This is a genomic window from Klebsiella sp. PK01 (genome assembly GCF_057624675.1).
This window is the reverse complement of the sequence record NZ_JBYEZM010000001.1, coordinates 911,654-933,587: the sequence shown is the minus strand read 5'-3', so window position 1 is coordinate 933,587 and position 21,934 is coordinate 911,654. Positions and strand designations below refer to the sequence as shown.

General features: G+C 55.9%; 20 protein-coding genes and 1 other RNA gene. 14 read left to right on the top strand and 7 right to left on the bottom strand.

Going from position 1 to position 21,934, the window contains the following annotated elements; translation table 11 throughout:
• Positions 1–26 precede the first annotated feature (26 nt).
• From prfA to kdsA, 5 genes are read left to right on the top strand one after another with little or no spacing between them, the layout of a single operon-like run.
• A complete protein-coding gene (gene prfA, locus AC22LX_RS04535; protein ID WP_015367109.1) occupies positions 27–1,109 on the top strand; it encodes a peptide chain release factor 1 in 1,083 nt (360 codons plus the stop codon).
• A complete protein-coding gene (prmC, locus tag AC22LX_RS04530; RefSeq protein ID WP_047066496.1) occupies positions 1,109–1,960 on the top strand; it encodes a peptide chain release factor N(5)-glutamine methyltransferase in 852 nt (283 codons plus the stop codon). Before prfA ends, prmC begins: the two co-directional genes overlap by 1 nt.
• Positions 1,957–2,349, top strand: a complete 393-nt coding sequence (sirB2, locus tag AC22LX_RS04525) for an invasion regulator SirB2 (protein WP_487333771.1) — start codon at positions 1,957–1,959, stop codon at positions 2,347–2,349. Before prmC ends, sirB2 begins: the two co-directional genes overlap by 4 nt.
• Positions 2,350–2,352: 3 nt before the next feature.
• Positions 2,353–3,165 (top strand): invasion regulator SirB1, encoded by an 813-nt coding sequence (gene sirB1, locus AC22LX_RS04520; RefSeq protein WP_045393803.1) that lies wholly within the window; start codon positions 2,353–2,355, stop codon positions 3,163–3,165.
• Between the two features lie 39 nt (positions 3,166–3,204).
• Entirely contained in the window at positions 3,205–4,059 is an 855-nt protein-coding gene (gene kdsA, locus AC22LX_RS04515; protein WP_015367105.1) for a 3-deoxy-8-phosphooctulonate synthase, read from the top strand.
• Positions 4,060–4,136: 77 nt separating this feature from the next.
• Here the strand turns inward: kdsA and chaA are convergent, their stop codons facing one another.
• The gene (gene chaA, locus AC22LX_RS04510) at positions 4,137–5,237 is read right to left on the bottom strand and encodes a sodium-potassium/proton antiporter ChaA (protein WP_015367104.1); all 1,101 of its coding nucleotides are present in this window, start codon (positions 5,235–5,237) and stop codon (positions 4,137–4,139) included.
• A gap of 265 nt (positions 5,238–5,502) precedes the next feature.
• Between chaA and chaB the strand changes: the two genes are divergently transcribed.
• Both chaB and AC22LX_RS04500 read left to right on the top strand, forming a co-directional pair.
• A complete protein-coding gene (chaB, locus tag AC22LX_RS04505; RefSeq protein WP_015367102.1) occupies positions 5,503–5,733 on the top strand; it encodes a putative cation transport regulator ChaB in 231 nt (76 codons plus the stop codon).
• A gap of 148 nt (positions 5,734–5,881) precedes the next feature.
• Positions 5,882–6,562: a gamma-glutamylcyclotransferase gene (locus tag AC22LX_RS04500; protein WP_015705085.1), complete on the top strand. Its 681-nt coding sequence runs from the start codon at positions 5,882–5,884 to the stop codon at positions 6,560–6,562.
• A 29-nt stretch (positions 6,563–6,591) separates the two neighbouring features.
• Here AC22LX_RS04500 and AC22LX_RS04495 read toward each other — a convergent pair whose 3' ends face one another.
• Positions 6,592–6,834, bottom strand: coding sequence for a DUF1883 domain-containing protein (locus tag AC22LX_RS04495; RefSeq protein WP_015705086.1), 243 nt, complete (start codon positions 6,832–6,834; stop codon positions 6,592–6,594).
• A gap of 227 nt (positions 6,835–7,061) precedes the next feature.
• On the bottom strand, positions 7,062–7,415 hold the full coding sequence (locus AC22LX_RS04490; RefSeq protein ID WP_015367099.1) for a DsrE/DsrF/TusD sulfur relay family protein: 354 nt from the start codon (positions 7,413–7,415) through the stop codon (positions 7,062–7,064).
• A gap of 215 nt (positions 7,416–7,630) precedes the next feature.
• Between AC22LX_RS04490 and AC22LX_RS04485 the strand changes: the two genes are divergently transcribed.
• Positions 7,631–9,007, top strand: coding sequence for a YchO/YchP family invasin (locus AC22LX_RS04485; RefSeq protein ID WP_487333770.1), 1,377 nt, complete (start codon positions 7,631–7,633; stop codon positions 9,005–9,007).
• Here AC22LX_RS04485 and narL read toward each other — a convergent pair.
• Entirely contained in the window at positions 9,004–9,654 is a 651-nt protein-coding gene (narL, locus tag AC22LX_RS04480; RefSeq protein WP_045375156.1) for a two-component system response regulator NarL, read from the bottom strand. The two genes, AC22LX_RS04485 and narL, sit on opposite strands and share 4 nt — an antisense overlap.
• Before the next feature lie 10 nt (positions 9,655–9,664).
• Positions 9,665–11,443, bottom strand: a complete 1,779-nt coding sequence (gene narX, locus AC22LX_RS04475; RefSeq protein WP_045393808.1) for a nitrate/nitrite two-component system sensor histidine kinase NarX — start codon at positions 11,441–11,443, stop codon at positions 9,665–9,667.
• A 311-nt stretch (positions 11,444–11,754) separates the two neighbouring features.
• On the opposite strand from narX, the gene AC22LX_RS04470 reads away from it, so the two are divergent.
• The 5 genes from AC22LX_RS04470 (at position 11,755) to narI (ending at position 20,189) form a co-directional block, all read left to right on the top strand.
• Positions 11,755–13,143 (top strand): NarK family nitrate/nitrite MFS transporter, encoded by a 1,389-nt coding sequence (locus AC22LX_RS04470; protein ID WP_045393811.1) that lies wholly within the window; start codon positions 11,755–11,757, stop codon positions 13,141–13,143.
• A gap of 386 nt (positions 13,144–13,529) precedes the next feature.
• The gene (locus tag AC22LX_RS04465; RefSeq protein WP_045393812.1) at positions 13,530–17,273 is read left to right on the top strand and encodes a nitrate reductase subunit alpha; all 3,744 of its coding nucleotides are present in this window, start codon (positions 13,530–13,532) and stop codon (positions 17,271–17,273) included.
• Entirely contained in the window at positions 17,270–18,805 is a 1,536-nt protein-coding gene (gene narH, locus AC22LX_RS04460) for a nitrate reductase subunit beta (protein WP_487333769.1), read from the top strand. Before AC22LX_RS04465 ends, narH begins: the two co-directional genes overlap by 4 nt.
• Complete coding sequence (narJ, locus tag AC22LX_RS04455) at positions 18,802–19,512, top strand: nitrate reductase molybdenum cofactor assembly chaperone (protein WP_045393815.1); 711 nt, start codon at positions 18,802–18,804, stop codon at positions 19,510–19,512. The genes narH and narJ overlap by 4 nt, the downstream gene beginning before the upstream one ends.
• On the top strand, positions 19,512–20,189 hold the full coding sequence (gene narI / locus AC22LX_RS04450) for a respiratory nitrate reductase subunit gamma (protein WP_015367083.1): 678 nt from the start codon (positions 19,512–19,514) through the stop codon (positions 20,187–20,189). The genes narJ and narI overlap by 1 nt, the downstream gene beginning before the upstream one ends.
• Here the strand turns inward: narI and AC22LX_RS04445 are convergent.
• Complete coding sequence (locus AC22LX_RS04445) at positions 20,186–21,082, bottom strand: DMT family transporter (protein ID WP_487333768.1); 897 nt, start codon at positions 21,080–21,082, stop codon at positions 20,186–20,188. The genes narI and AC22LX_RS04445 overlap by 4 nt on opposite strands.
• A gap of 107 nt (positions 21,083–21,189) precedes the next feature.
• Between AC22LX_RS04445 and AC22LX_RS04440 the strand changes: the two genes are divergently transcribed.
• Entirely contained in the window at positions 21,190–21,633 is a 444-nt protein-coding gene (locus AC22LX_RS04440) for an Lrp/AsnC family transcriptional regulator (protein WP_045393819.1), read from the top strand.
• Positions 21,634–21,814: 181 nt separating this feature from the next.
• On the opposite strand, the gene AC22LX_RS04435 is transcribed toward AC22LX_RS04440, so the two are convergent.
• Positions 21,815–21,934, bottom strand: a non-coding RNA gene (locus AC22LX_RS04435) — RtT sRNA.

Sequence of the window (21,934 nt, the reverse complement as noted above, 5' to 3'; positions counted from 1 at the left end):
TTTAAAGACAGGGTGAATTCACGCCTATGAAGCCTTCTATTGTTGCTAAACTGGAAGCTCTGTACGAACGCCATGAAGAAGTTCAGGCGCTGCTTGGCGACGCCGCCACCATTGCCGACCAGGACCGTTTCCGCGCGCTGTCGCGCGAATATGCGCAGCTTGGCGATGTCGCCCGCTGCTATACCGACTGGCGCCAGGTGCAGGACGATATCGAAACCGCGCAGATGATGCTCGACGATCCGGAAATGCGCGAAATGGCGCAGGAAGAGCTGCGCGATGCCAAAGAAAAAAGCGAAGCGCTGGAGCAGCAGCTGCAAGTTCTGCTATTGCCGAAAGATCCTGACGATGAACGTAACGCTTTTGTCGAAGTTCGCGCCGGTACCGGCGGCGATGAAGCGGCGCTGTTCGCCGGCGATTTGTTCCGCATGTATACCCGCTACGCTGAAGCCCGCCGCTGGCGGGTAGAAATCATGAGCGCCAACGAAGGCGAGCATGGCGGATTTAAAGAAGTGATTGCCAAAATCAGCGGCGATGGCGTCTATGGGCGGCTGAAATTTGAATCCGGCGGCCATCGCGTCCAGCGCGTTCCGGCGACCGAATCCCAGGGGCGTATCCACACCTCCGCCTGTACCGTGGCGGTGATGCCGGAGCTGCCGGAAGCCGAAATGCCGGATATCAACCCGGCTGACCTGCGCATCGATACCTTCCGCTCCTCGGGCGCGGGCGGCCAGCACGTCAACACCACCGACTCCGCTATCCGTATTACCCACTTGCCGACCGGTATTGTCGTGGAGTGTCAGGACGAGCGTTCACAGCATAAAAACAAAGCCAAGGCGCTGTCGGTGCTGGGCGCGCGTATTCGCGCCGCCGAAGTCGCCAAGCGTCAGCAGGCGGAAGCGTCTACCCGCCGTAACCTGCTGGGCAGCGGCGATCGCAGCGATCGCAACCGGACCTACAACTTCCCGCAGGGGCGCGTGACCGACCACCGTATCAACCTGACACTTTACCGTCTGGATGAAACCATGGAAGGCAAACTGGATATGCTGATCGAACCGATTGTGCAGGAATTCCAGGCTGACCAGCTGGCGGCGCTTTCCGAGCAGGAATGATGACCTTTCGACAGTGGCTCACTCAGGCGATAGCCCGGCTCGGCGCGAGCGACAGCCCGCGTCGCGACGCCGAGATCTTACTGGGGCACGTCACCGGCAAAGCGCGAACCTGGATCCTCGCTTTTGACGAAACCGTATTGACGGCGGAACAGTTGGCGGAACTGGAAGCATTGCTGGCGCGCCGCGCCAACGGCGAGCCGGTGGCTCATCTGGTGGGGCAGCGTGAATTCTGGTCGCTGCCGCTGTTTGTCTCGCCGGCGACGCTTATCCCGCGCCCCGATACCGAATGCCTGGTCGAGCAGGCGCTGGTACGCCTGCCGCAGACGGCCTGCCGCATCCTGGATCTTGGCACCGGCACCGGCGCTATCGCTCTGGCGCTGGCCAGCGAGCGGGCGGACTGTCAGGTCACTGCCGTTGATTTTATGCCTGACGCCGCGGCGCTCGCCGCGCGCAATGCCGCCCATCTCGCTCTCAACAACGTGACCATCCTGCAGAGCGACTGGTTTAGCGCGCTCAAAGGGCAGCGGTTCGCGATGATTGTCAGTAACCCCCCTTATATCGATGAAACCGATCCGCATCTTGCTGAGGGCGATGTTCGCTTTGAACCGAGAACGGCATTGGTCGCCGCCGATCAGGGGCTGGCCGATTTGGCGCATATTATCCGTGAGGGACGACAGTATCTGTTGCCTGGAGGTTTTATGCTACTGGAACATGGCTGGAAGCAGGGTGAGGCGGTACGCGCATTATTTATTGAAGCAGGATACAGCGATGTCGAGACCTGCCGCGATTATGGCGATAACGAACGTCTGACACTCGGGCGTTGGCCGCACAAGGAGCAAACCGGCGAATGAATTTATTTACTGCAGTACTCTATTTACATATTGCCTGCGTGGTGACATCCGTCGGGCTTTTCGTGCTGCGTTACTGGTGGACCTACAGCGGCAGCGCGATGCTGAATCAGCGCTGGGTGTGTATTGCGCCGCATTGTAGCGATACGCTGCTGTTCCTCAGCGGCGCGGGATTAATGGCGATAACGCACTATCTGCCGTTTACCGAAGATGGCGCATGGCTGACTGAAAAGCTGTTTGGCGTTATCATTTACATCGCATTAGGATTTATCGCGCTGGGCCGACGTCGCCCGCGCCGCCAGCAGACCCGGTTCATCGCCTTTCTGCTGGCGCTGGTGGTGTTGTTCTTTATCGTTCAACTCGCCATCACAAGAATACCGTTACTGGGGTAAGGCATGAGGTCATTAGCTGATTTCGAATTTAACAAAGCGCCATTATGCGAAGGCATGGTCCTCATTTCTGAATTGATCCGCGACGACTTTCCGACGCACTTTGTGCAGGATGAGCTGCAGCGGTTGTTAACACTGGCGCAGGAAGAGATTGCCACCTCCTGGGATCAGGAGCGTCAGCTCGACCGGCTGCTGGAATTGTTCTATCACGAGTGGGGTTTCGGCGCATCGCAGGGCATCTACCGCCTGTCCGATGCGCTATGGCTGGATAAAGTGCTGGTGAATCGCCAGGGGAGCGCCGTGTCGCTGGGAGCGATTCTGTTGTGGATTGCTCAGCGTCTGGATCTGCCGGTGGTGCCGGTTATCTTCCCGACGCAGATGCTGCTGCGCGCTGACCCGGACACCAGCGAAGAGATGTGGCTAATTAACCCATTCAACGGCGAGACGCTCGATGAACACACCCTGGAAGTGTGGCTGAAGGGGAATATTAGCCCGGTGGCTGAGCTGTTTAATGAAGATCTCGATGAGGCCGACAACGCCGAAGTGATCCGCAAACTGCTCGATACGCTGAAATCGGCGCTGATGGAAGAGCGGCAGATGGAGCTGGCCCTACGCGCCAGCGAAGCGCTGCTGCAGTTTAATCCAGAAGACCCGTATGAAATTCGCGACCGCGGGCTCATCTACGCCCAACTGGAGTGCGATCACGTGGCGCTGCTGGATCTCAATTATTTCGTTGAGCAGTGTCCGGAGGATCCGATTAGCGAGATGATCCGCGCGCAGATCAACACGATTTCACATAAACAAATTACATTGCATTAGTCTGGAACCATTCCGGTTACACCCTGATAAGGCGATCTTATGAAACAAAAAGTGGTTAGCATTGGTGATATCAACGTAGCAAACGACCTGCCGTTCGTGCTGTTTGGCGGAATGAACGTGCTGGAGTCCCGCGATCTTGCGATGCGTATCTGCGAACATTATGTGACCGTCACGCAAAAGCTGGGCATTCCGTATGTGTTCAAAGCCTCTTTTGATAAAGCCAACCGTTCTTCCATCCACTCCTATCGTGGGCCGGGTCTGGAAGAAGGGATGAAGATTTTCCAGGAGCTGAAGCAGACTTTCGGCGTGAAAATCATCACCGACGTTCACGAAGCCAGCCAGGCGCAGCCGGTGGCCGACGTGGTTGATGTGATCCAGCTGCCGGCGTTCCTCGCGCGTCAGACTGATCTGGTGGAAGCGATGGCCAAAACCGGCGCTGTTATCAACGTCAAGAAACCGCAATTCGTCAGCCCGGGCCAGATGGGCAACATCGTCGATAAGTTCATTGAAGGCGGTAACGACAAAGTGATCCTCTGCGATCGCGGCGCCAACTTCGGCTACGACAACCTGGTCGTAGATATGCTCGGCTTCGGCGTAATGAAGAAAGCGTCCAACAACTCGCCGGTTATCTTTGACGTGACCCACGCCCTGCAGTGCCGCGACCCGTTTGGCGCTGCCTCAGGCGGCCGCCGCGCTCAGGTGACGGAACTGGCCCGTGCCGGGATGGCGGTGGGTATCGCCGGTCTGTTCATTGAAGCGCACCCGGATCCGGATCACGCGAAATGTGACGGCCCGTCCGCGCTGCCGCTGGCTAAACTGGAACCGTTCCTGAAGCAAATGAAAGCAATCGACGATCTGGTGAAAAGCTTCGACGAGCTGGATACCAGCAACTAAGTTTCGTTGAGCAGTAAAAAAGCCTGCCGGTTTCGCCACCGACAGGCTTTTTTTTGGCTTTATTGCTGATTACCCGGTCAGGCAAATATCGTCATCAGGTAGGCGGCGAACAGCGCCAGATGCGCCGCGCCGTTGAGGACATTGGTGCGCCCGGTTGAGAAAGAAATATGGCACAGCACCAGCGACGCCACCATCACCACCATTTCCGGCGCGCCAAGGCCGAAGCGGAGTTCATTGCCGGTAAGGAAGGCGATAAGCGTAACGACAGGCACCGTCAGGGAAATCGTCGCCAGTACCGAACCAAAGAAGAGGTTCATCGCGCGCTGCACCTGGTTATTCAGTACCGCTTTCAAGGCGCCGAGTCCTTCCGGTGAGAGGATCAGCAGCGCCACCAGGAAGCCGGTAAAGGCGACAGGCGCGTTCATACTGGTCAACAGCGTTTCCAGCGGATTTGCGTTCATTTTGGTAACGGCGATAACCGCAACCAGGTGTACCAGTAACCAGGCCGTGTGCCAGCCGCTGCTGTGCGCCGATGGCTTACCGTGATGCGGGTCGTCATCGTCGCTGTCATCTTCATGCTCGTACACGAACAGACTCTGGTGTGTTTTGGTCTGAATGAGCAGAAATACGCCGTACATGGCGGCGGAAATCAGCGCCACCAGCAGCGCCTGGCCGGTGCTGAAGTTGGCGCCCGGCAACGCCATCGGGAATACCAGCACGATAATCGCCAGCGGGAAGAGGGCGATCAGGTACTGCTTGATACCAAACAAATTCATATACTGCGTGGCGAATTTACGCCCGCCCAGCAGTAATGAGAAACCGACCAGACCGCCGGTGACGATCATAATGATTGAATATAACGTATCGCGCATTAGCGTTGGCGCGGCGTCGCCGGTCGCCATTAATGCGGAAATCAGGCTCACTTCAAGAATGACCACTGACAGGCTCAAAATTAATGAACCATAGGGCTCGCCGAGGCGGTGAGCAAGGACGTCGGCGTGGCGAACCACGCTAAATGCGCTACTCAGAATCCCGACCAGCGCCAGAATATTAATCGCAACGACCACTGGTAGTGATTGACTGCTTCCCCAGAGAAACAGCACCACCAGTGCTAAAACCGGAAAAACGAGGGAGGTCTCCTTGTGGCGGGTCTTAACCGCCTCATGTGCATGTGTCATGAACCATCTCCATTTATGCAGGTGTTATAATTATAGATAACGTAAGTTGATAAAATAACAGACATTGATAGGTTTAATTTGTATTTTTACTTAAATTTACCACTCTTGCATAAGAAATGCGTTGGCCTGTCAAAAAAGGCTGTTACGTATGTTTTATACATATTTTTCAGATGATTACTAAAATTCATTTCTCAATATTCCTGTGATTTGCCAACCCGGGAATTGTGTTCCAGACTTAGCTTTTACCCTGATTCTGGAGGTCATTATGCCTTACCGTAGTAAACAAGAACTTCCCGATAGCGTTCAGCACGTCTTGCCGGAACACGCGCAGGAAATTTATAAAGAAGCTTTCAATAGCGCGTGGGATCAATATAAAGATAAAGCCGACCGTCGCGATGATGCCAGCCGTGAGGAGACGGCGCATAAAGTCGCCTGGGCGGCGGTGAAAAATGATTATCAAAAGGGCGATGACGACAAATGGCATAAGAAAAAGTAATCACTTTTGCGATCTAATTTTTTTTCAGACCCCTTGTCAACGCTCCGTTAATTGCTTATTGAGTAATAAAGCTGGATAATAATTCAGCAATATTCACGGATGGCACAGATTATCGCCGGGAAGCAGGCAGTGGCGGAGGTAGTAGAAAGTGTTAACTCGTGATTTCTTAATGAATGCGGATTGTAAGACGGCGTTTGGCGCGATTGAGGAATCGCTGCTGTGGTCGGCAGAGCAACGGGCGGCCTCGCTGGCGGCGACCCTGGCCTGTCGTCCGGACAACGGTTCGGTGTGGATTTTCGGCTATGGTTCGCTGATGTGGAACCCGGCGCTGGAATACAGCGAATCCTGTACCGGTACGCTGCCAGGTTGGCATCGCGCGTTTTGCCTGCGCCTGACCGCCGGTCGCGGTAGCGCGCATCAGCCGGGCAGGATGCTGGCGCTGAAGGAAGGCGGGCGCACCACCGGAGTAGCCTATCGTCTGCCGGATGAGACGCTGGAGCAAGAGCTGACGCTACTGTGGAAGCGAGAAATGATCACCGGTTGCTATTTGCCCACCTGGTGCCGTCTTGAGCTTGATGACGGGCGCACGGTGAATGCGCTGGTGTTTATCATGGATCCGCGCCATCCGCTGTATGAATCCGATACCAGCGCGCAAACCATCGCGCCGCTAATTGCCCGCGCCAGCGGGCCGCTCGGCACCAATGCCCAGTATCTCTTTTCGTTGGATCAGGAATTACGCAAGCTCGGCATGCGTGACGCCAGTCTTGACGATCTGATTATCCAGGTGCGGCATCTGGTCGGCGAGGCGAGCCAACCCGGGCTTGCATAAAAAACGCCCGGTCAGCCGGGCGTTGAGGTTCAGGCGGGAACGTAGCTAATGGAGTGCTCCAGCGACTGGCTATGACTGTCGATAAGCACGTTCCAGGTGCCGCTGTAGGGCACGGTGAGATAAGCGCTGTCCCTGTCCTGCACGCTAAAAATATCGGCGTGGCTGTCGCCGGCGGCCTTGGCGCTCATTAAGTGAATATGACAGCGCTCCGAACAGCGCACCACCAGCGTATCACCGCCGAATAACGTCAAACTTGCTTTTACCATTGCCATTTTCATACCCCGTTTCTGTCTCTGAATACATCAACCCGCGCGTGATATTGTTCACACTTTGCTCGTTGCATAACACCAAAGGGGGAGCGTGTGGATGATGATTTCGATCAACAAAATGAATAACGATTAAACAAAAATGACAATCTTCCTGAAAGCGTTCAGCTGGCGTACTTTTGCATCAGCAATAGCCACCAGCCTGACATTTAATCCTGTTAATGGCGATTAATTCAGAAGGTCAGCACTTTATCCGCCGCCAGCGTCCACTGCGCCAGCTCGACCAGGGTTCCCACTTCCACGCCATCTACTAATGGCAAATGGGTGATCCCGCGTCCGTCCGTACAGGTTTTGCAGAGTTTTACCGGCACATTCTGCGCGGTGAGGATCTCCAGCATCTGCTGAATGTTATAGCCTTCCGCCGGTTTCTGTCCGCGCAGCCCGGCGGTCACCGCATCGGACATTAAAAACAGCTTCAGATCGAGGTCTGATTCCTGCTCGCGCAGGGCGATAGCCAGACGCAGGCTATTAAACAGGGATTCGCTGCCGTAGGCGGCGCCGTTGGCGACAATCACAATACGTTGCATAAAGACTCCTTTTATCAGGCACGGTTATTGCTTAGCTTTACCTAAAGACGTATTTCGGGAGGGGGTATCAATAATACGACCGGCATGACGCCTGAAGCAAACGCCAACCGGTTTCAGTTTATTCCTGGAATGGCCCGCAGGGCTGCGGGGAAGGGCAAAAAACGATAAACTAACAAGATGTTGTTTTTCTGCGTGAGCTTTCGTTAATCCGTTTGATGCCTTTGCCGTACCGCTTAACCCCATCACTGATGCTTTTCCTGCTGCTGACAGGCGCTCCCGCCTGGGCGCTGATTACCAACGATAACAGTATGCCGCCGCAAACTACGCTGCCCGATTTAGGAATAGCGCCGCAGGTTGACGACGATGCCAAACATTTCGCCGAGATGGCAAAAAAATTCGGCGAAGCCAGCATGAGCGATAACGGACTGACCACCGGCGAGCAGGCGCGGATGTTCGCCATCAGCAAAATCGGCAATGAGTTCAGCCATCAGCTGGAAAACTGGCTGTCGCCGTGGGGTAATGCCAATATCGACCTGTTGGTGGATAAAGAGGGTAACTTCACCGGCAGCAAGGGTAGCTGGTTTGTGCCGCTGCAGGACAATGAACGTTACCTCACCTGGAATCAATATTCGGTTACCCGGCGCGAGAACGATCTGGTGGGCAATGTTGGGCTCGGTCAGCGCTGGCGTGTCGGTAGCTGGCTGCTGGGTTATAACTCGTTTTACGACAAAGTGCTCAGCGAGAGCCTGGCGCGCGGCAGCATCGGCGCGGAAGCCTGGGGCGAGTACCTGCGCTTATCGGCCAACTATTACCACCCACTCGGCGACTGGCAGTTGCGGGAAAATCAGACCCAGGAGCAGCGGATGGCCGTTGGCTATGACGTGACTGCCCAGGCGCGATTGCCGTTTTATCAGCACATTAATACCAGCGTCAGCGTTGAACAGTACTTCGGCGATAGCGTCGATCTGTTTCATTCCGGTACCGGATACCACAATCCGGTGGCGGTTTCGGTGGGACTGAATTACACCCCGGTACCGTTGGTGACGGTCACCGCTAAACACAAACAGGGTGAAAATGGCGTCAGCCAGAATAATGTCGGCCTGAAGCTGAATTATCGTTTTGGGGTACCGCTGAAACAGCAACTGGCGGCGGATGAAGTGGCTATAAGCAACTCGCTACGCGGCAGCCGCTACGATAGCCCGGAACGCGATAATCTGCCGGTAGTGGAGTATCGCCAGCGTAAGAATCTGACGGTCTATCTGGCGACGCCGCCGTGGGATCTGCACTCCGGCGAAACGGTACAGCTGAAGCTGCAAATTAATAGCCTGCACGGTATTAAATCGCTGCACTGGCAGGGGGATACTCAGGCGCTAAGCCTGACGCCGCCGGTTAATGCCAACAGTGCGGATGGCTGGAGCATCATTATGCCGGTGTGGAACAGCGAGCCGGGCGCGGTGAATCGCTGGCGTCTGTCGGTGGTGGTTGAAGATAAATCGGGTCAGCGCGTCTCTTCCAATGAGATCGCACTGGCGCTGACCGAGCCGCTGGTGACGTTTACGGCTCCCAACGTTTCCTGGACGGAATCGCCTTAGAAGATCCGTTCCTGGTGAACCCAGACGGCGGCTTCAACGCGTGATTTCAGCTTCATTTTCTTCAGCATATGCTTCACATGCACTTTAACCGTGCTTTCGGTGATATCCAGGCGGCGGGCGATCATTTTGTTCGGCAGGCCCTGGGCAATCAGCTTCAGGATATCGCGCTCGCGCGGGGTCAGCTGGCTGATGTCGCGGTCGGACGTGGCGCGATTAGCGCGCAGGCTGGCGGCCAGTACCGGGGTTAACGCTTCGCTTAATACCATTTCGCCCGCCGCGGCCTGCTGCAGCGCTTTCAGCAAATCTTCCGGTTCCATATCTTTCAGCAGGTAGCCGTCGGCGCCGCGTTTCAGGGCGGTCACCACGTCCTCTTCATGATTGGAGACGCTGAATACGACCACGCGGCCGGAGAGCGATTTTTCCCGCAGCTTGTCGAGGGTTTCGAGGCCGTTCATCCCCGGCATATTAAGGTCCAGCAGAATAAGATCCGGATCCAGCGATTCCGCCAGTTCAATACCTTGTTCGCCATTGCTGGCTTCGCCGATAACCTGAATGTCCGGCGCCATGCTAATCAGTTGCTTGACGCCAGTGCGCAGCATGGGATGATCATCAATGAGAAGGATGGTTGCCCGTTCCTGTTGACTCATAGGGGTCTCCTTATTGGATTGAGAACGCTTTTTCCGGGATAAATGTCACCACGACTTCGGTACCGCCGGTCTCCCGGCGGCGGACCTGACAGTCGCCGCGCAAGCTTTGCGCGCGATCCCGCATAATAATTAAACCGTAATGGTTACTTCGCTCCGCGTTTTCCGGTACGCCGCGACCGTTATCGGCAACGACTAAACGTACCTGATTATCGCGTTGTGACACGGTCACGGTGACTTCCGTCGCGTTGGCATGCTTCAACGCATTGCTTAACGCCTCGCGGGCGATCTGCAACAGGTGAATCGCCTGATGCGACGGGACAAATCGCGGCGGCAACTGGTAATCGAGTTGCACCGTGAAACCAAAATGGGCGCTGTACTCCTGGCAGCTGGCCTCCAGCGCCGGACGCAGTCCTGCTTCGGTAAGCTGCAGGCGGAAGGTGGTTAATAACTCCCTCAACTGCGCCCACGAAGTATTCAGTTCGTTGCGTATTTGCCCCAGCAGCAGGCGGCTTTCATCCGGCAGGCTGTCGCCCTGCATCTGCAGACAGCTGACCTGCATCTTCATGCACGAGAGCGACTGGGCGATGGAGTCATGCAGCTCGCGGGCAATGGTGGCGCGCTCTTCCATCACAATAAGCTGCTGCTGCTTCTCCTGATGGCGGTCCAGCGCGAGCGTGCTGGTCAGCTGTTCCACCAGCGTATCCACCAGTTGCTGTTGGTCGTGGCTCAGGTGGCGGCCAACCGGCAGCGTGGCCAGCAGGATGCCATACTGGTTATGCGCGTCTGAAAGCCGCCATTTCAGCGTTGTGCCGCCATCCGGCAGCGGGGGAAGATCGCGCGGACACAGATAACAGCCTTTATCATCGCATTCGATATCGGAGTGGCAGGCAAACTCCTGATGATTGTCTTCATCCTCGAGATCATATACCCGCACTTCAATATCACGCAGCAGCGTCAGCCCCTGCAGGCCATTCAACACCGGTGAAATGCGCTCGCACAGCGGGGCGCTGGAGTGTAGCCGACGGTTGGCCTGCCATAAAAAGGCCAGAATCTCGTTTTTCTGCTCGAGGCCGGCGGTCTTTTCCTGTACTCGCCGTTCAAGCACGGCGTAGCTTTCCGCCAGCTCTTCCGACATATTATTCAACGCCATACCGAGCGTCGCCATTTCGTTACGCCCGCTAATGTGCGCGCGCTGGGTAAAATCGCGCTGGCTGACCGCCCGCGCCATACCCAGTAACTGTTTCCATGGCCGTAGCAGACGGGCACGCAGCCAGATGATGGTAAAGATCAGCAGCACCGCCATGCCGATGGCGAGAATGCGATGGATCCAGACCACGCGCTCGATACGCTGTTCTGTCGTGTGGTCGAAAGCGGTAACCAACCGGTCAATACGGTCGACAAAATCGGCGACATCCTGCGCCACGTCGCTTTGCCTGACCGCCTGTTTCATGCCTGGTCCCAGCGACAACTGCCAATATTGCTGCAGCGCTTTCAGCTGTACTTCCTGGCCGTCACGACGCGCGGAGTATTGCAACTCCGGGCTAAATACGGTTGCAGTCATATCGTTAAACAACTTTTGATCGTTGTCCGTCAGCGGAATAGCCGCCAGCAGGCGATAGCTCTGCATACGCAGCGAGCCGGCCTTGTTAATGGCGTGGGCGCTGCCCTGCACCCCATGCACCAGGCGGGCGGATATCGCCATGCCGGCCACGCCGATGATGGTGGCGAGCAGTACGATTAACGCCAGCTGATTAACCAACGTCAGCGGCGTAAAAAGACGTTTTAACATGGAATGGGTGGCTCCTGATGGGTCATCTCTTCGGGAGTGGCGCTTATTCTCGGCTATCCCCTGGAGTATACCCATACCCCTAAGGTATTACTCCTTAATTGTCGGTGGTAGGCGCCGTGGTGGGAGGGATAACCAGAAACCCGGCAGTCGCGTGAAAAACCACACTTTTTTTCTCACAATTATCTACTCACTTCGGAGCATGATTTATTTTTGTACAAAATGGCCCGCGCTTTTCCTTTGATTTATATCAACTTACAGCCTTGAGCAACCCCTAAGGTAGCATCAGGAAATATGAATAATCAGAGGTATCTATGAGTCACTCTTCAATCCCGGAGAAGGCTAACAGCTCAGTCATCACCGACTGGCGTCCTGAAGATCCTGAGTTTTGGCAACAGCGCGGCCATCGTGTGGCGAGCCGTAATTTGTGGATCTCCGTTCCCTGCCTTCTACTGGCGTTCTGTGTCTGGATGTTGTTCAGCGCCGTCGCCGTGAACCTTAATAAAGTTGGCTTTCAGTTTACTACCGATCAGCTGTTTATGCTGACCGCCCTCCCGGCGCTTTCCGGCGCATTATTACGCGTACCTTATGCCTTTATGGTTCCGCTGTTCGGCGGCCGCCGCTGGACGGCGTTCAGTACCGGTATCATGATTATTCCGTGCGTATGGCTGGGCTTCGCGGTACAGGATACCTCCACGCCGTTTAGCGTGTTCGTGATTATCTCTCTGCTGTGCGGCTTTGCCGGCGCTAACTTTGCATCCAGCATGGCGAACATCAGCTTCTTCTTCCCGAAAGAGAAACAGGGCGGGGCGCTGGGGGTTAACGGCGGTCTGGGTAACATGGGCGTTAGCGTAATGCAGCTGGTTGCGCCGCTGGTGGTCTCGCTCTCTATCTTTGCTGTGTTCGGCGGTAGCGGTAGCGAGCAGCCGGACGGCTCGATGCTGTATCTGGAAAACGCCGCGTGGATCTGGGTGCCTTTCCTGATTATCTTTACCCTGGCCGCGTGGTTCTTTATGAACGACCTGTCGGCCTCAAAAGCGTCGCTGAGCGAACAGTTACCGGTACTTAAACGCCTGCATCTGTGGATCATGGCGCTGCTGTATCTCGCAACCTTCGGCTCTTTCATCGGTTTCTCCGCCGGGTTTGCGATGCTGTCAAAAACCCAGTTCCCGGACGTGCAGATCCTGCACTATGCCTTCTTCGGTCCGTTTATTGGCGCGCTGGCGCGCTCAATGGGCGGCGCGATTTCCGACCGACTCGGCGGGACCCGCGTGACGCTGGTCAACTTCGTGGTGATGGCTATTTTCTGCGCGTTACTGTTCCTGACTCTGCCGACCAATGGTCAGGGCGGCAACTTCATTGCCTTCTTCGCGGTATTTATGGTGCTGTTCCTGACCGCGGGATTGGGCAGCGCCTCCACCTTCCAGATGATTTCCGTTATCTTCCGTAAGCTTACGATGGATCGCGTCAAAGCGCAGGGCGGCAGTGAAGCGCAGGCGATGCGTGAAGCGGCGACGGATACCGCCGCGGCGCTGGGCTTTATTTCAGCGATTGGCGCGATCGGTGGTTTCTTTATTCCGAAAGCGTTCGGTATTTCGCTGGATCTGACCGGATCGCCGGCCGGGGCAATGAAAGTCTTCCTCGTGTTCTATATTGCCTGCGTGGTGATCACCTGGGCGGTATACGGCCGTAAACAGAAATAAGTCTTTTCTTAACGGTAAGTGACAGGGCGCGCCACAGGGTGCGCCTTTTTTATGAGTGGCTATTAGTTACAGCATACTTTTGATCTGCGCAAGGTGGTTAAATTCAGGGAGATAACGCTGGTAAGCCATCTACCACTTAATACCTAAGCGTGGCATAAATCCCGGTTAACATTCTGTCATATTTAAAATAATCCTTATAAAACAAAGCGATAATCAATGAATATTGTTACTACTTTGGTGGTAATTATGATTTGAGGGCGGATTTATAAGGTATTTCGCATTGATCGTCATCAATTCTCCTCCTTCGGCATGGCGCTATTTTCGCTGCAAATCCAGCAATGTCGATTTATCAGAGAGCCGTCAGGCTCCATATCAGGAGAAACCCGATGAGTAAATTTCTGGACCGGTTTCGCTACTTCAAACAGAAGGGTGAAACCTTTGCCGATGGGCACGGCCAGCTTCTTAAAACCAACCGGGATTGGGAGGATGGATACCGCCAGCGTTGGCAGCATGACAAAATCGTGCGTTCCACTCACGGTGTGAACTGCACCGGCTCATGCAGCTGGAAAATTTATGTCAAAAATGGTCTGGTCACCTGGGAAACCCAGCAGACCGATTACCCGCGCACCCGCCCCGATCTGCCGAACCATGAGCCACGCGGCTGTCCGCGCGGCGCCAGCTACTCCTGGTATCTGTACAGCGCTAACCGCCTGAAATATCCGCTGATGCGTAAACGTCTGATGAAAATGTGGCGTGAAGCGAAAGTTCAGCATAGCGATCCGGTTGAGGCATGGGCTTCTATTATTGAAGATGCCGATAAAGCGAAAAGCTTTAAACAGGCCCGCGGCCGCGGCGGTTTTGTTCGTTCTTCATGGAAAGAAGTGAACGAACTGATTGCCGCCTCAAACGTTTATACCGTCAAAACTTATGGTCCAGACCGCGTGGCAGGGTTCTCGCCAATCCCGGCGATGTCGATGGTTTCCTACGCGTCCGGCGCCCGTTACCTGTCGCTGATTGGCGGTACCTGCCTGAGCTTCTACGACTGGTACTGTGACCTGCCGCCGGCCTCGCCGATGACCTGGGGCGAACAGACCGACGTGCCGGAATCCGCTGACTGGTATAACTCCAGCTATATCATCGCCTGGGGCTCCAACGTCCCGCAGACCCGTACCCCGGACGCGCACTTCTTTACCGAAGTTCGCTATAAAGGGACTAAAACCGTGGCAATTACTCCGGACTATGCCGAAATCGCCAAGCTGTGCGATCTGTGGCTGGCGCCGAAGCAGGGTACCGATGCCGCGATGGCGCTGGCGATGGGCCACGTTATGCTGCGTGAGTTCCACCTCGATAAACCGAGCCAGTACTTCACCGATTACGTACGCCGCTACACCGACATGCCGATGCTGGTTATGCTCGAAGAGCGCGATGGCTACTATGCCGCTGGCCGTATGCTGCGCGCTGCCGACCTGGTTGACTCCCTGGGCCAGGAGCAGAATCCGGAATGGAAAACCGTCGCCTTTGACGAGAAGGGCGAAATGACCGTACCTAACGGTTCTCTGGGCTTCCGCTGGGGCGACAAAGGCAAGTGGAACCTCGAGCAGCGCGATGGTAAAACCGGCGAAGAGATTGAACTGCGTCTGAGCCTGCTTGGCAGCCACGACGATATCGCCAACGTCGGCTTCCCATACTTTGGCGGTGAAGGTTCCGAGCATTTCAACAAAGTCGACCTCGAAAACATTCTGTTGCACAAACTGCCGGTGAAACGCCTGCAGATGGCCGACGGCTCCACCGCGCTGGTGACCACCGTTTATGACCTGACCATGGCTAACTATGGCCTGGAACGTGGGCTGAACGATGAAAACTGCGCGACCAGCTACGATGACGTCAAAGCGTACACTCCGGCCTGGGCTGAAAAAATTACCGGCGTACCCCGCGCGCACATCATCCGTACCGCCCGCGAATTTGCCGATAACGCCGATAAGACCCACGGCCGTTCGATGATTATCGTCGGCGCGGGCCTGAACCACTGGTTCCATCTGGATATGAACTACCGCGGACTGATCAACATGCTGATCTTCTGCGGCTGCGTTGGCCAGAGCGGCGGCGGCTGGGCGCACTACGTTGGTCAGGAAAAACTGCGTCCGCAGACCGGCTGGCAGCCGCTGGCGTTCGCCCTTGACTGGCAGCGTCCGGCACGCCACATGAACAGTACATCGTACTTCTATAACCACTCCAGCCAGTGGCGCTATGAAACGGTCACCGCGCAGGAACTGCTGTCGCCGATGGCGGATAAATCCCGCTACAGCGGACATCTGATCGACTTCAACGTGCGCGCTGAGCGTATGGGCTGGCTGCCGTCGGCGCCACAGCTGGGCGTGAACCCGCTGCGTATTGCTGACGAAGCGAAGAAAGCCGGCATGACGCCGGTCGATTACACCGTGAAATCGCTGAAAGAGGGGTCTATTCGCTTTGCGGCCGAACAGCCGGAGAACGGTAAAAACCATCCGCGTAACCTGTTTATCTGGCGTTCCAACCTGCTGGGTTCCTCCGGTAAAGGTCATGAATACATGCTCAAGTACCTGCTGGGTACCGAGAATGGCATTCAGGGCAAAGACCTTGGCAAGCAGGGCGGCGTGAAGCCGGAAGAAGTCGAGTGGCGGGATAACGGCCTCGACGGCAAACTGGATCTGGTCGTCACGCTCGACTTCCGTCTGTCGAGCACCTGTCTCTATTCCGACATCGTACTGCCGACCGCAACCTGGTACGAAAAAGACGACATGAATACTTCGGATATGCATCCGTTTATTCACCCGCTGTCGGCCGCCGTTGACCCGGCCTGGGAATCGAAGAGCGACTGGGATATCTATAAAGGTATTGCTAAGAAATTCTCTGAAGTCTGCGTGGGTCACCTCGGAAAAGAAACCGACGTCGTGACGCTGCCGATTCAGCACGATTCCGCCGCGGAAATGGCGCAGCCGTTTGACGTTAAAGACTGGAAAAAAGGCGAATGTGACCTGATTCCAGGGAAAACCGCGCCGCATATTATTCCGGTCGAGCGCGATTATCCGGCGACCTACGAGCGCTTCACCTCTATCGGCCCGCTGCTGGAAACCATCGGCAACGGCGGTAAAGGGATCGCCTGGAATACCCAGAGCGAGATGGATCTGCTGCGTAAGCTCAACTACACCAAGGCGGAAGGCCCGGCGAAAGGCCAGCCGAAGCTGGAGACCGCTATCGACGCCGCTGAAATGATCCTCACTCTGGCGCCGGAAACCAACGGTCAGGTGGCCGTGAAGGCGTGGAAAGCGCTGAGCGAATTTACCGGCCGCGAGCATGCGCACCTGGCGTTGAATAAAGAAGACGAGAAGATCCGCTTCCGCGATATTCAGGCGCAGCCGCGTAAGATCATCTCCAGCCCGACCTGGTCTGGCCTGGAAGACGAACATGTCTCCTATAACGCTGGCTATACCAACGTTCACGAGCTCATCCCTTGGCGTACGCTGTCCGGCCGTCAGTCGCTGTATCAGGATCACCAGTGGATGCGCGACTTTGGCGAAAGCCTGCTGGTCTATCGTCCGCCGATCGACACCCGTTCGGTGAAAGCGGTGATGGGCGAGAAGTCCAACGGCAATCCAGAGAAGGCCTTGAACTTCCTGACGCCGCACCAGAAGTGGGGGATTCACTCCACTTACAGCGATAACTTGCTGATGCTGACCCTGTCGCGCGGCGGGCCGATCGTCTGGATGAGCGAAGCGGATGCGAAAGATCTGGGTATCGAAGATAACGACTGGATCGAAGTATTTAACGCCAACGGCGCCCTGACGGCGCGTGCGGTAGTGAGCCAGCGCGTACCGGCCGGAATGACCATGATGTATCACGCGCAGGAACGTATCGTGAACCTGCCAGGCTCTGAAGTTACCGGTCAGCGCGGCGGGATCCACAACTCGGTCACCCGTATTACGCCAAAACCGACCCATATGATCGGCGGCTACGGCCACCTGGCGTACGGCTTTAACTACTATGGCACCGTCGGTTCCAACCGCGATGAGTTTGTTGTGGTACGTAAGATGAAGAACATTAACTGGTTAGACGGCGAAGGTAATGACCAGGTACAGGAGAGCGTAAAATGAAAATTCGTTCACAAGTCGGCATGGTGCTGAATCTCGATAAATGCATCGGCTGCCACACCTGCTCCGTAACCTGCAAAAACGTCTGGACGAGTCGTGAAGGGATGGAGTACGCCTGGTTCAACAACGTAGAAAGTAAGCCAGGCGTCGGTTTCCCCAACGACTGGGAAAACCAGGAAAAATGGAAAGGCGGCTGGATCCGCAAAATCAACGGTAAGCTGCAGCCGCGGATGGGCAACCGCGCGATGCTGCTAGGTAAAATCTTCGCCAACCCGCATCTGCCGGGGATCGATGATTACTACGAGCCGTTTGATTATGACTACCAGAATCTGCATAACGCGCCGGAAAGTAAACATCAGCCGATCGCCCGTCCGCGCTCGCTGATTACCGGCCAGCGGATGGACAAAATTACCAGCGGCCCGAACTGGGAAGAGATCCTCGGCGGCGAGTTTGAAAAACGCGCCAAAGACCAGAACTTCGAAAACATGCAGAAGGCGATGTACGGCCAGTTCGAAAACACCTTCATGATGTATCTGCCGCGCTTGTGCGAGCACTGCCTGAACCCGGCGTGCGTCGCGACCTGCCCGAGCGGCGCCATCTATAAGCGTGAAGAGGACGGTATCGTCCTGATCGACCAGGATAAGTGCCGCGGCTGGCGGATGTGCATCACCGGCTGCCCGTACAAGAAGATCTACTTTAACTGGAAGAGCGGGAAATCCGAGAAGTGCATCTTCTGCTACCCGCGTATTGAGTCCGGGATGCCGACGGTGTGTTCCGAAACCTGTGTGGGCCGTATCCGCTACCTTGGCGTACTGCTGTATGACGCAGACGCGATTGAAAACGCCGCCAGCACCGAGAACGAGAAAGATCTGTATCAGCGCCAGCTGGACGTGTTCCTCGATCCAAACGATTCAAAAGTGATTGAGCAGGCGCTAAAAGATGGCGTACCGCAGGGCGTAATTGAAGCCGCGCAGCAGTCTCCGGTATACAAAATGGCGATGGACTGGAAGCTGGCGCTGCCGCTGCACCCGGAATATCGTACCCTGCCAATGGTCTGGTACGTGCCGCCTCTGTCGCCGATTCAGTCCGCCGCCGATGCGGGCGAACTGGGTAGTAACGGGATCCTGCCTGACGTAGAAAGCCTGCGAATTCCGGTCCAGTATCTGGCGAATCTGCTAACCGCGGGCGATACCCAGCCGGTACTGCTGGCGCTGAAACGTATGCTGGCGATGCGCCACTTCAAACGAGCGGAAACCGTCGACGGCGTCGTCGATACCCGCGCGCTGGAAGAGGTGGGGCTGAGCGAAGCGCAGGCGCAGGAAATGTATCGCTATCTGGCCATCGCCAACTACGAAGATCGTTTCGTGGTACCGAGCAGCCATCGCGAACAGGCCCGCGATGCCTTCCCGGAGAAGAGCGGTTGCGGCTTTACCTTCGGCGATGGTTGCCACGGTTCTGACAGCGAATTCAACCTGTTCAACAGCCGTCGCATCGACGCCATTGACGTTACCAGCAAAACGGAGCCGCACTCATGATTGAACTCGTGATTGTGTCGCGTCTGCTCGAATACCCTGACGCTGCCTTGTGGCAGCATCAGCAGGAGATGTTCGAGGCTCTCGCGTCATCGGAAAAACTCGCCAAAGAAGATGCCCATGCGCTGGGCGTTTTCCTGCGCGATTTGGTGGCTCAGGATCCGCTGGACGCCCAGTCGGCGTACAGCGAGCTGTTCGACCGCGGCCGCGCTACCTCGCTGCTGTTGTTTGAACATGTTCACGGCGAATCCCGCGATCGCGGGCAGGCGATGGTCGACCTGATGGCGCAGTACGAGCGCCATGGTCTACTGCTGGATAGCCATGAGCTGCCGGATCACCTACCGCTGTATCTGGAGTATCTGGCGCAGTTACCGGAAGAGGAAGCGCTTGGCGGCCTGCGGGACGTTGCGCCGATCCTCGGCCTGCTCAGCGCGCGTCTGCAACAGCGCGAAAGCCGCTATGCGGTGCTGTTCGAGCTGCTATTGAAGCTGGCCAATACTCAGGTCGATAGCCAGAAAGTGGCGGAGAAGATCGCCGACGAGGCCCGTGACGATACGCCGCAGGCGCTGGATGCCGTCTGGGAAGAAGAGCAGGTCAAATTCTTTGCCGACCAGGGCTGCGGCGAGTCGGAGATTTCCGCTCACCAGCGTCGTTTTGCCGGAGCCGTGGCCCCGCAATATTTGAATATCTCTAACGGAGGACAGCACTAATGCACTTCCTGAATATGTTCTTCTTTGACATTTATCCGTACATTGCGGGTTCGGTGTTCCTTATTGGCAGCTGGCTGCGCTACGACTACGGTCAGTACACCTGGCGCGCCGCCTCCAGTCAGATGCTGGATCGTAAAGGGATGAACCTGGCGTCAAACCTGTTCCATATCGGGATCCTGGGTATTTTCGCCGGCCATTTCCTCGGCATGCTGACTCCGCACTGGATGTATGAATCCTTCCTGCCGATCGACGTGAAGCAGAAAATGGCGATGTTCGCCGGCGGCGCGTGCGGCGTGATGACGTTGGTGGGCGGTTTACTGCTGCTTAAGCGCCGTCTGCTGAGCCCACGCGTTCGCGCTACCACCACGACAGCGGATATTCTGATCCTCTCGTTACTGATGGTGCAATGCGCGCTGGGACTGCTGACCATTCCATTCTCCGCCCAGCATATGGACGGTAGCGAAATGATGAAACTGGTCGGCTGGGCGCAGTCGGTGGTGACCTTCCACGGCGGCGCTTCGCAGCATCTTGATGGCGTGGCGTTTGTCTTCCGCGTGCACCTGGTGCTGGGGATGACGCTGTTCCTGTTGTTCCCGTTCTCACGTCTGGTTCATATCTGGAGCGCGCCGGTCGAATACCTGACGCGCAAATACCAGATTGTACGCGCGCGTCGCTAGTTCATCCGCGACGGCTGACTCACCCCGCCATGGCGGGGTTTTTTTTCACCCCAACCAAGGTTGTTGCCGGCAGCGGCAAGCAAAATCAGCACCCCTCCTGCCAACTGCAACGGCGCCAGCGCATGATGGAAAACCAGATAGTCCACCAGAATAGCCACCAGCGGATAGATAAACGAGAGCGAACCGGTGACCGGCGTCGGTAGCTTTTGAATCGCACTATATAAAAGCTGGTACATAATCCCGGTATGGACAACGCCGAGGATCAGCAGATAGCGCCAGGGGAAGTGGCTGTTAAACTCAGGAGCATGAACCAGCGGCAAAAGCATTACCGTACCGACGATAACCTGAATAAAAGCGATATGCTGCGCCGGGAGCGGCTGCAGTTTGCGGGCAATAATGGCGGTCAGGGCATAAAAAAATGCCGCGCCTAATGCCAGGATAATACCGGTGACGAGATTATCGCTGTGGGCGGGAGTTAGCTCGCTCGACAGCAGAATCACCACGCCGCTAAAGGCCAGGAGTAACCATGCCCATTTTACCGCGCTTACCTTTTCACCCAGCATCATGCTCAGTAATACCAGCATAAAAGGCTGGGTATTGTAGACCACGGTGGCCATCCCAATAGAAACGCGTGAGTAGGCGGCAAAAAGCAGCAGCCAGTTAATGACCAGCGCGACGCCGCCAAGGATTGCCAGCGCCAGGGTGAGACGCGTCAGGCGGCTGAAGGGCTGTCGGCTTAACAAAATAAACAGCAATAATGTGACTGCGCCGATAAGACAGCGCCAGAAAACCACGTCGATTACCGGCAACCCTGAGAGCAGCACGAACGCGCCAATCGAGCCGGAAATTATCATCGCCAGACTCATTTGCCAGACGCCATGAGAAAGCTGCATATTTCACCTCCAGAAGTTTTCCATTATTGTCGTGAAAAGCCTGACAGCTTGATATATCTGAATTAAGGTAAAAACAGATAAATACCTTTATTAATTAGGTGAAATAAATGGAATACATTATTGATGAAATAGACCGGGCGATTCTGGCCTGCCTGACGCAAGATGCCAGAGTTTCGCTTAAGGTATTGAGTGCGCAGGTGGGATTGACCTCCCCGAGTACCGCCGAGCGGGTAAAACGCCTTGAGGAAAAAGGAGTGATTCAGGGTTATAGCGCACGGGTTAATCTGGCAGCATTGGGATATAGCCTGCAGGCATTAGTACGGGTGAGGCCGCTACCGGGATTGCTACAAAAAGTGGATAAATATATTCAGGCTATACCGGAGTGTATTGAAAGCGACAAGGTCACCGGAGAGGATTGTTTTGTTATGCGTCTCGTGGTGCGTGATATTGCGCAACTGGATACGATATTGGATGGTCTGGCAGAATATGCGCAATGCAATACGTCGGTGGTGAAAAGCTCGCCGGTAAAAAGGCGCTTGCCCCCGCTGTGAGTTTTCCCGGAGGCGGTGCTGCGCACCTGTCCGGGCTACCAGACGGCACCACCTGTAGCCTCGCTAAGCGAAGCGCGAGCGAGGGGATAGCAGAACCGGTGGCTGAGAGAGTGCAAGAGTATGTAGCCTCGCTAAGCGAAGCGCGAGCGAGGAGATAGCAGAACCGGTGGCTGAAGGGAGATGGTGGTGGGGGAAGGATTACTCGGCGCTAAAGCGCCTCGCCCTTCGGGCCGTTGCCTGCGGCAACGTTCTCTCGCTGACGCTCGAGTCGAACCTTAGTCGAAGCTTCTCATCCTTCCCC

Bases quoted from the DNA above. Each gene is read 5' to 3' on its own strand.
- kdsA (WP_015367105.1), top strand. From the start codon at position 3,205: ATGAAACAAAAAGTGGTTAGCATTGGTGATATCAACGTAGCAAACGAC.
- AC22LX_RS04495 (WP_015705086.1), bottom strand. From the start codon at position 6,834: ATGGCAATGGTAAAAGCAAGTTTGACGTTATTCGGCGGTGATACGCTG.
- prmC (WP_047066496.1), top strand. From the start codon at position 1,109: ATGACCTTTCGACAGTGGCTCACTCAGGCGATAGCCCGGCTCGGCGCG.
- narL (WP_045375156.1), bottom strand. From the start codon at position 9,654: ATGAGTCAACAGGAACGGGCAACCATCCTTCTCATTGATGATCATCCC.
- narH (WP_487333769.1), top strand. From the start codon at position 17,270: ATGAAAATTCGTTCACAAGTCGGCATGGTGCTGAATCTCGATAAATGC.
- AC22LX_RS04465 (WP_045393812.1), top strand. From the start codon at position 13,530: ATGAGTAAATTTCTGGACCGGTTTCGCTACTTCAAACAGAAGGGTGAA.
- sirB2 (WP_487333771.1), top strand. From the start codon at position 1,957: ATGAATTTATTTACTGCAGTACTCTATTTACATATTGCCTGCGTGGTG.
- AC22LX_RS04440 (WP_045393819.1), top strand. From the start codon at position 21,190: ATGGAATACATTATTGATGAAATAGACCGGGCGATTCTGGCCTGCCTG.
- sirB1 (WP_045393803.1), top strand. From the start codon at position 2,353: ATGAGGTCATTAGCTGATTTCGAATTTAACAAAGCGCCATTATGCGAA.
- chaA (WP_015367104.1), bottom strand. From the start codon at position 5,237: ATGACACATGCACATGAGGCGGTTAAGACCCGCCACAAGGAGACCTCC.
- AC22LX_RS04490 (WP_015367099.1), bottom strand. From the start codon at position 7,415: ATGCAACGTATTGTGATTGTCGCCAACGGCGCCGCCTACGGCAGCGAA.
- narX (WP_045393808.1), bottom strand. From the start codon at position 11,443: ATGTTAAAACGTCTTTTTACGCCGCTGACGTTGGTTAATCAGCTGGCG.
- prfA (WP_015367109.1), top strand. From the start codon at position 27: ATGAAGCCTTCTATTGTTGCTAAACTGGAAGCTCTGTACGAACGCCAT.
- chaB (WP_015367102.1), top strand. From the start codon at position 5,503: ATGCCTTACCGTAGTAAACAAGAACTTCCCGATAGCGTTCAGCACGTC.
- narI (WP_015367083.1), top strand. From the start codon at position 19,512: ATGCACTTCCTGAATATGTTCTTCTTTGACATTTATCCGTACATTGCG.
- AC22LX_RS04445 (WP_487333768.1), bottom strand. From the start codon at position 21,082: ATGCAGCTTTCTCATGGCGTCTGGCAAATGAGTCTGGCGATGATAATT.
- AC22LX_RS04485 (WP_487333770.1), top strand. From the start codon at position 7,631: ATGCCTTTGCCGTACCGCTTAACCCCATCACTGATGCTTTTCCTGCTG.
- narJ (WP_045393815.1), top strand. From the start codon at position 18,802: ATGATTGAACTCGTGATTGTGTCGCGTCTGCTCGAATACCCTGACGCT.
- AC22LX_RS04470 (WP_045393811.1), top strand. From the start codon at position 11,755: ATGAGTCACTCTTCAATCCCGGAGAAGGCTAACAGCTCAGTCATCACC.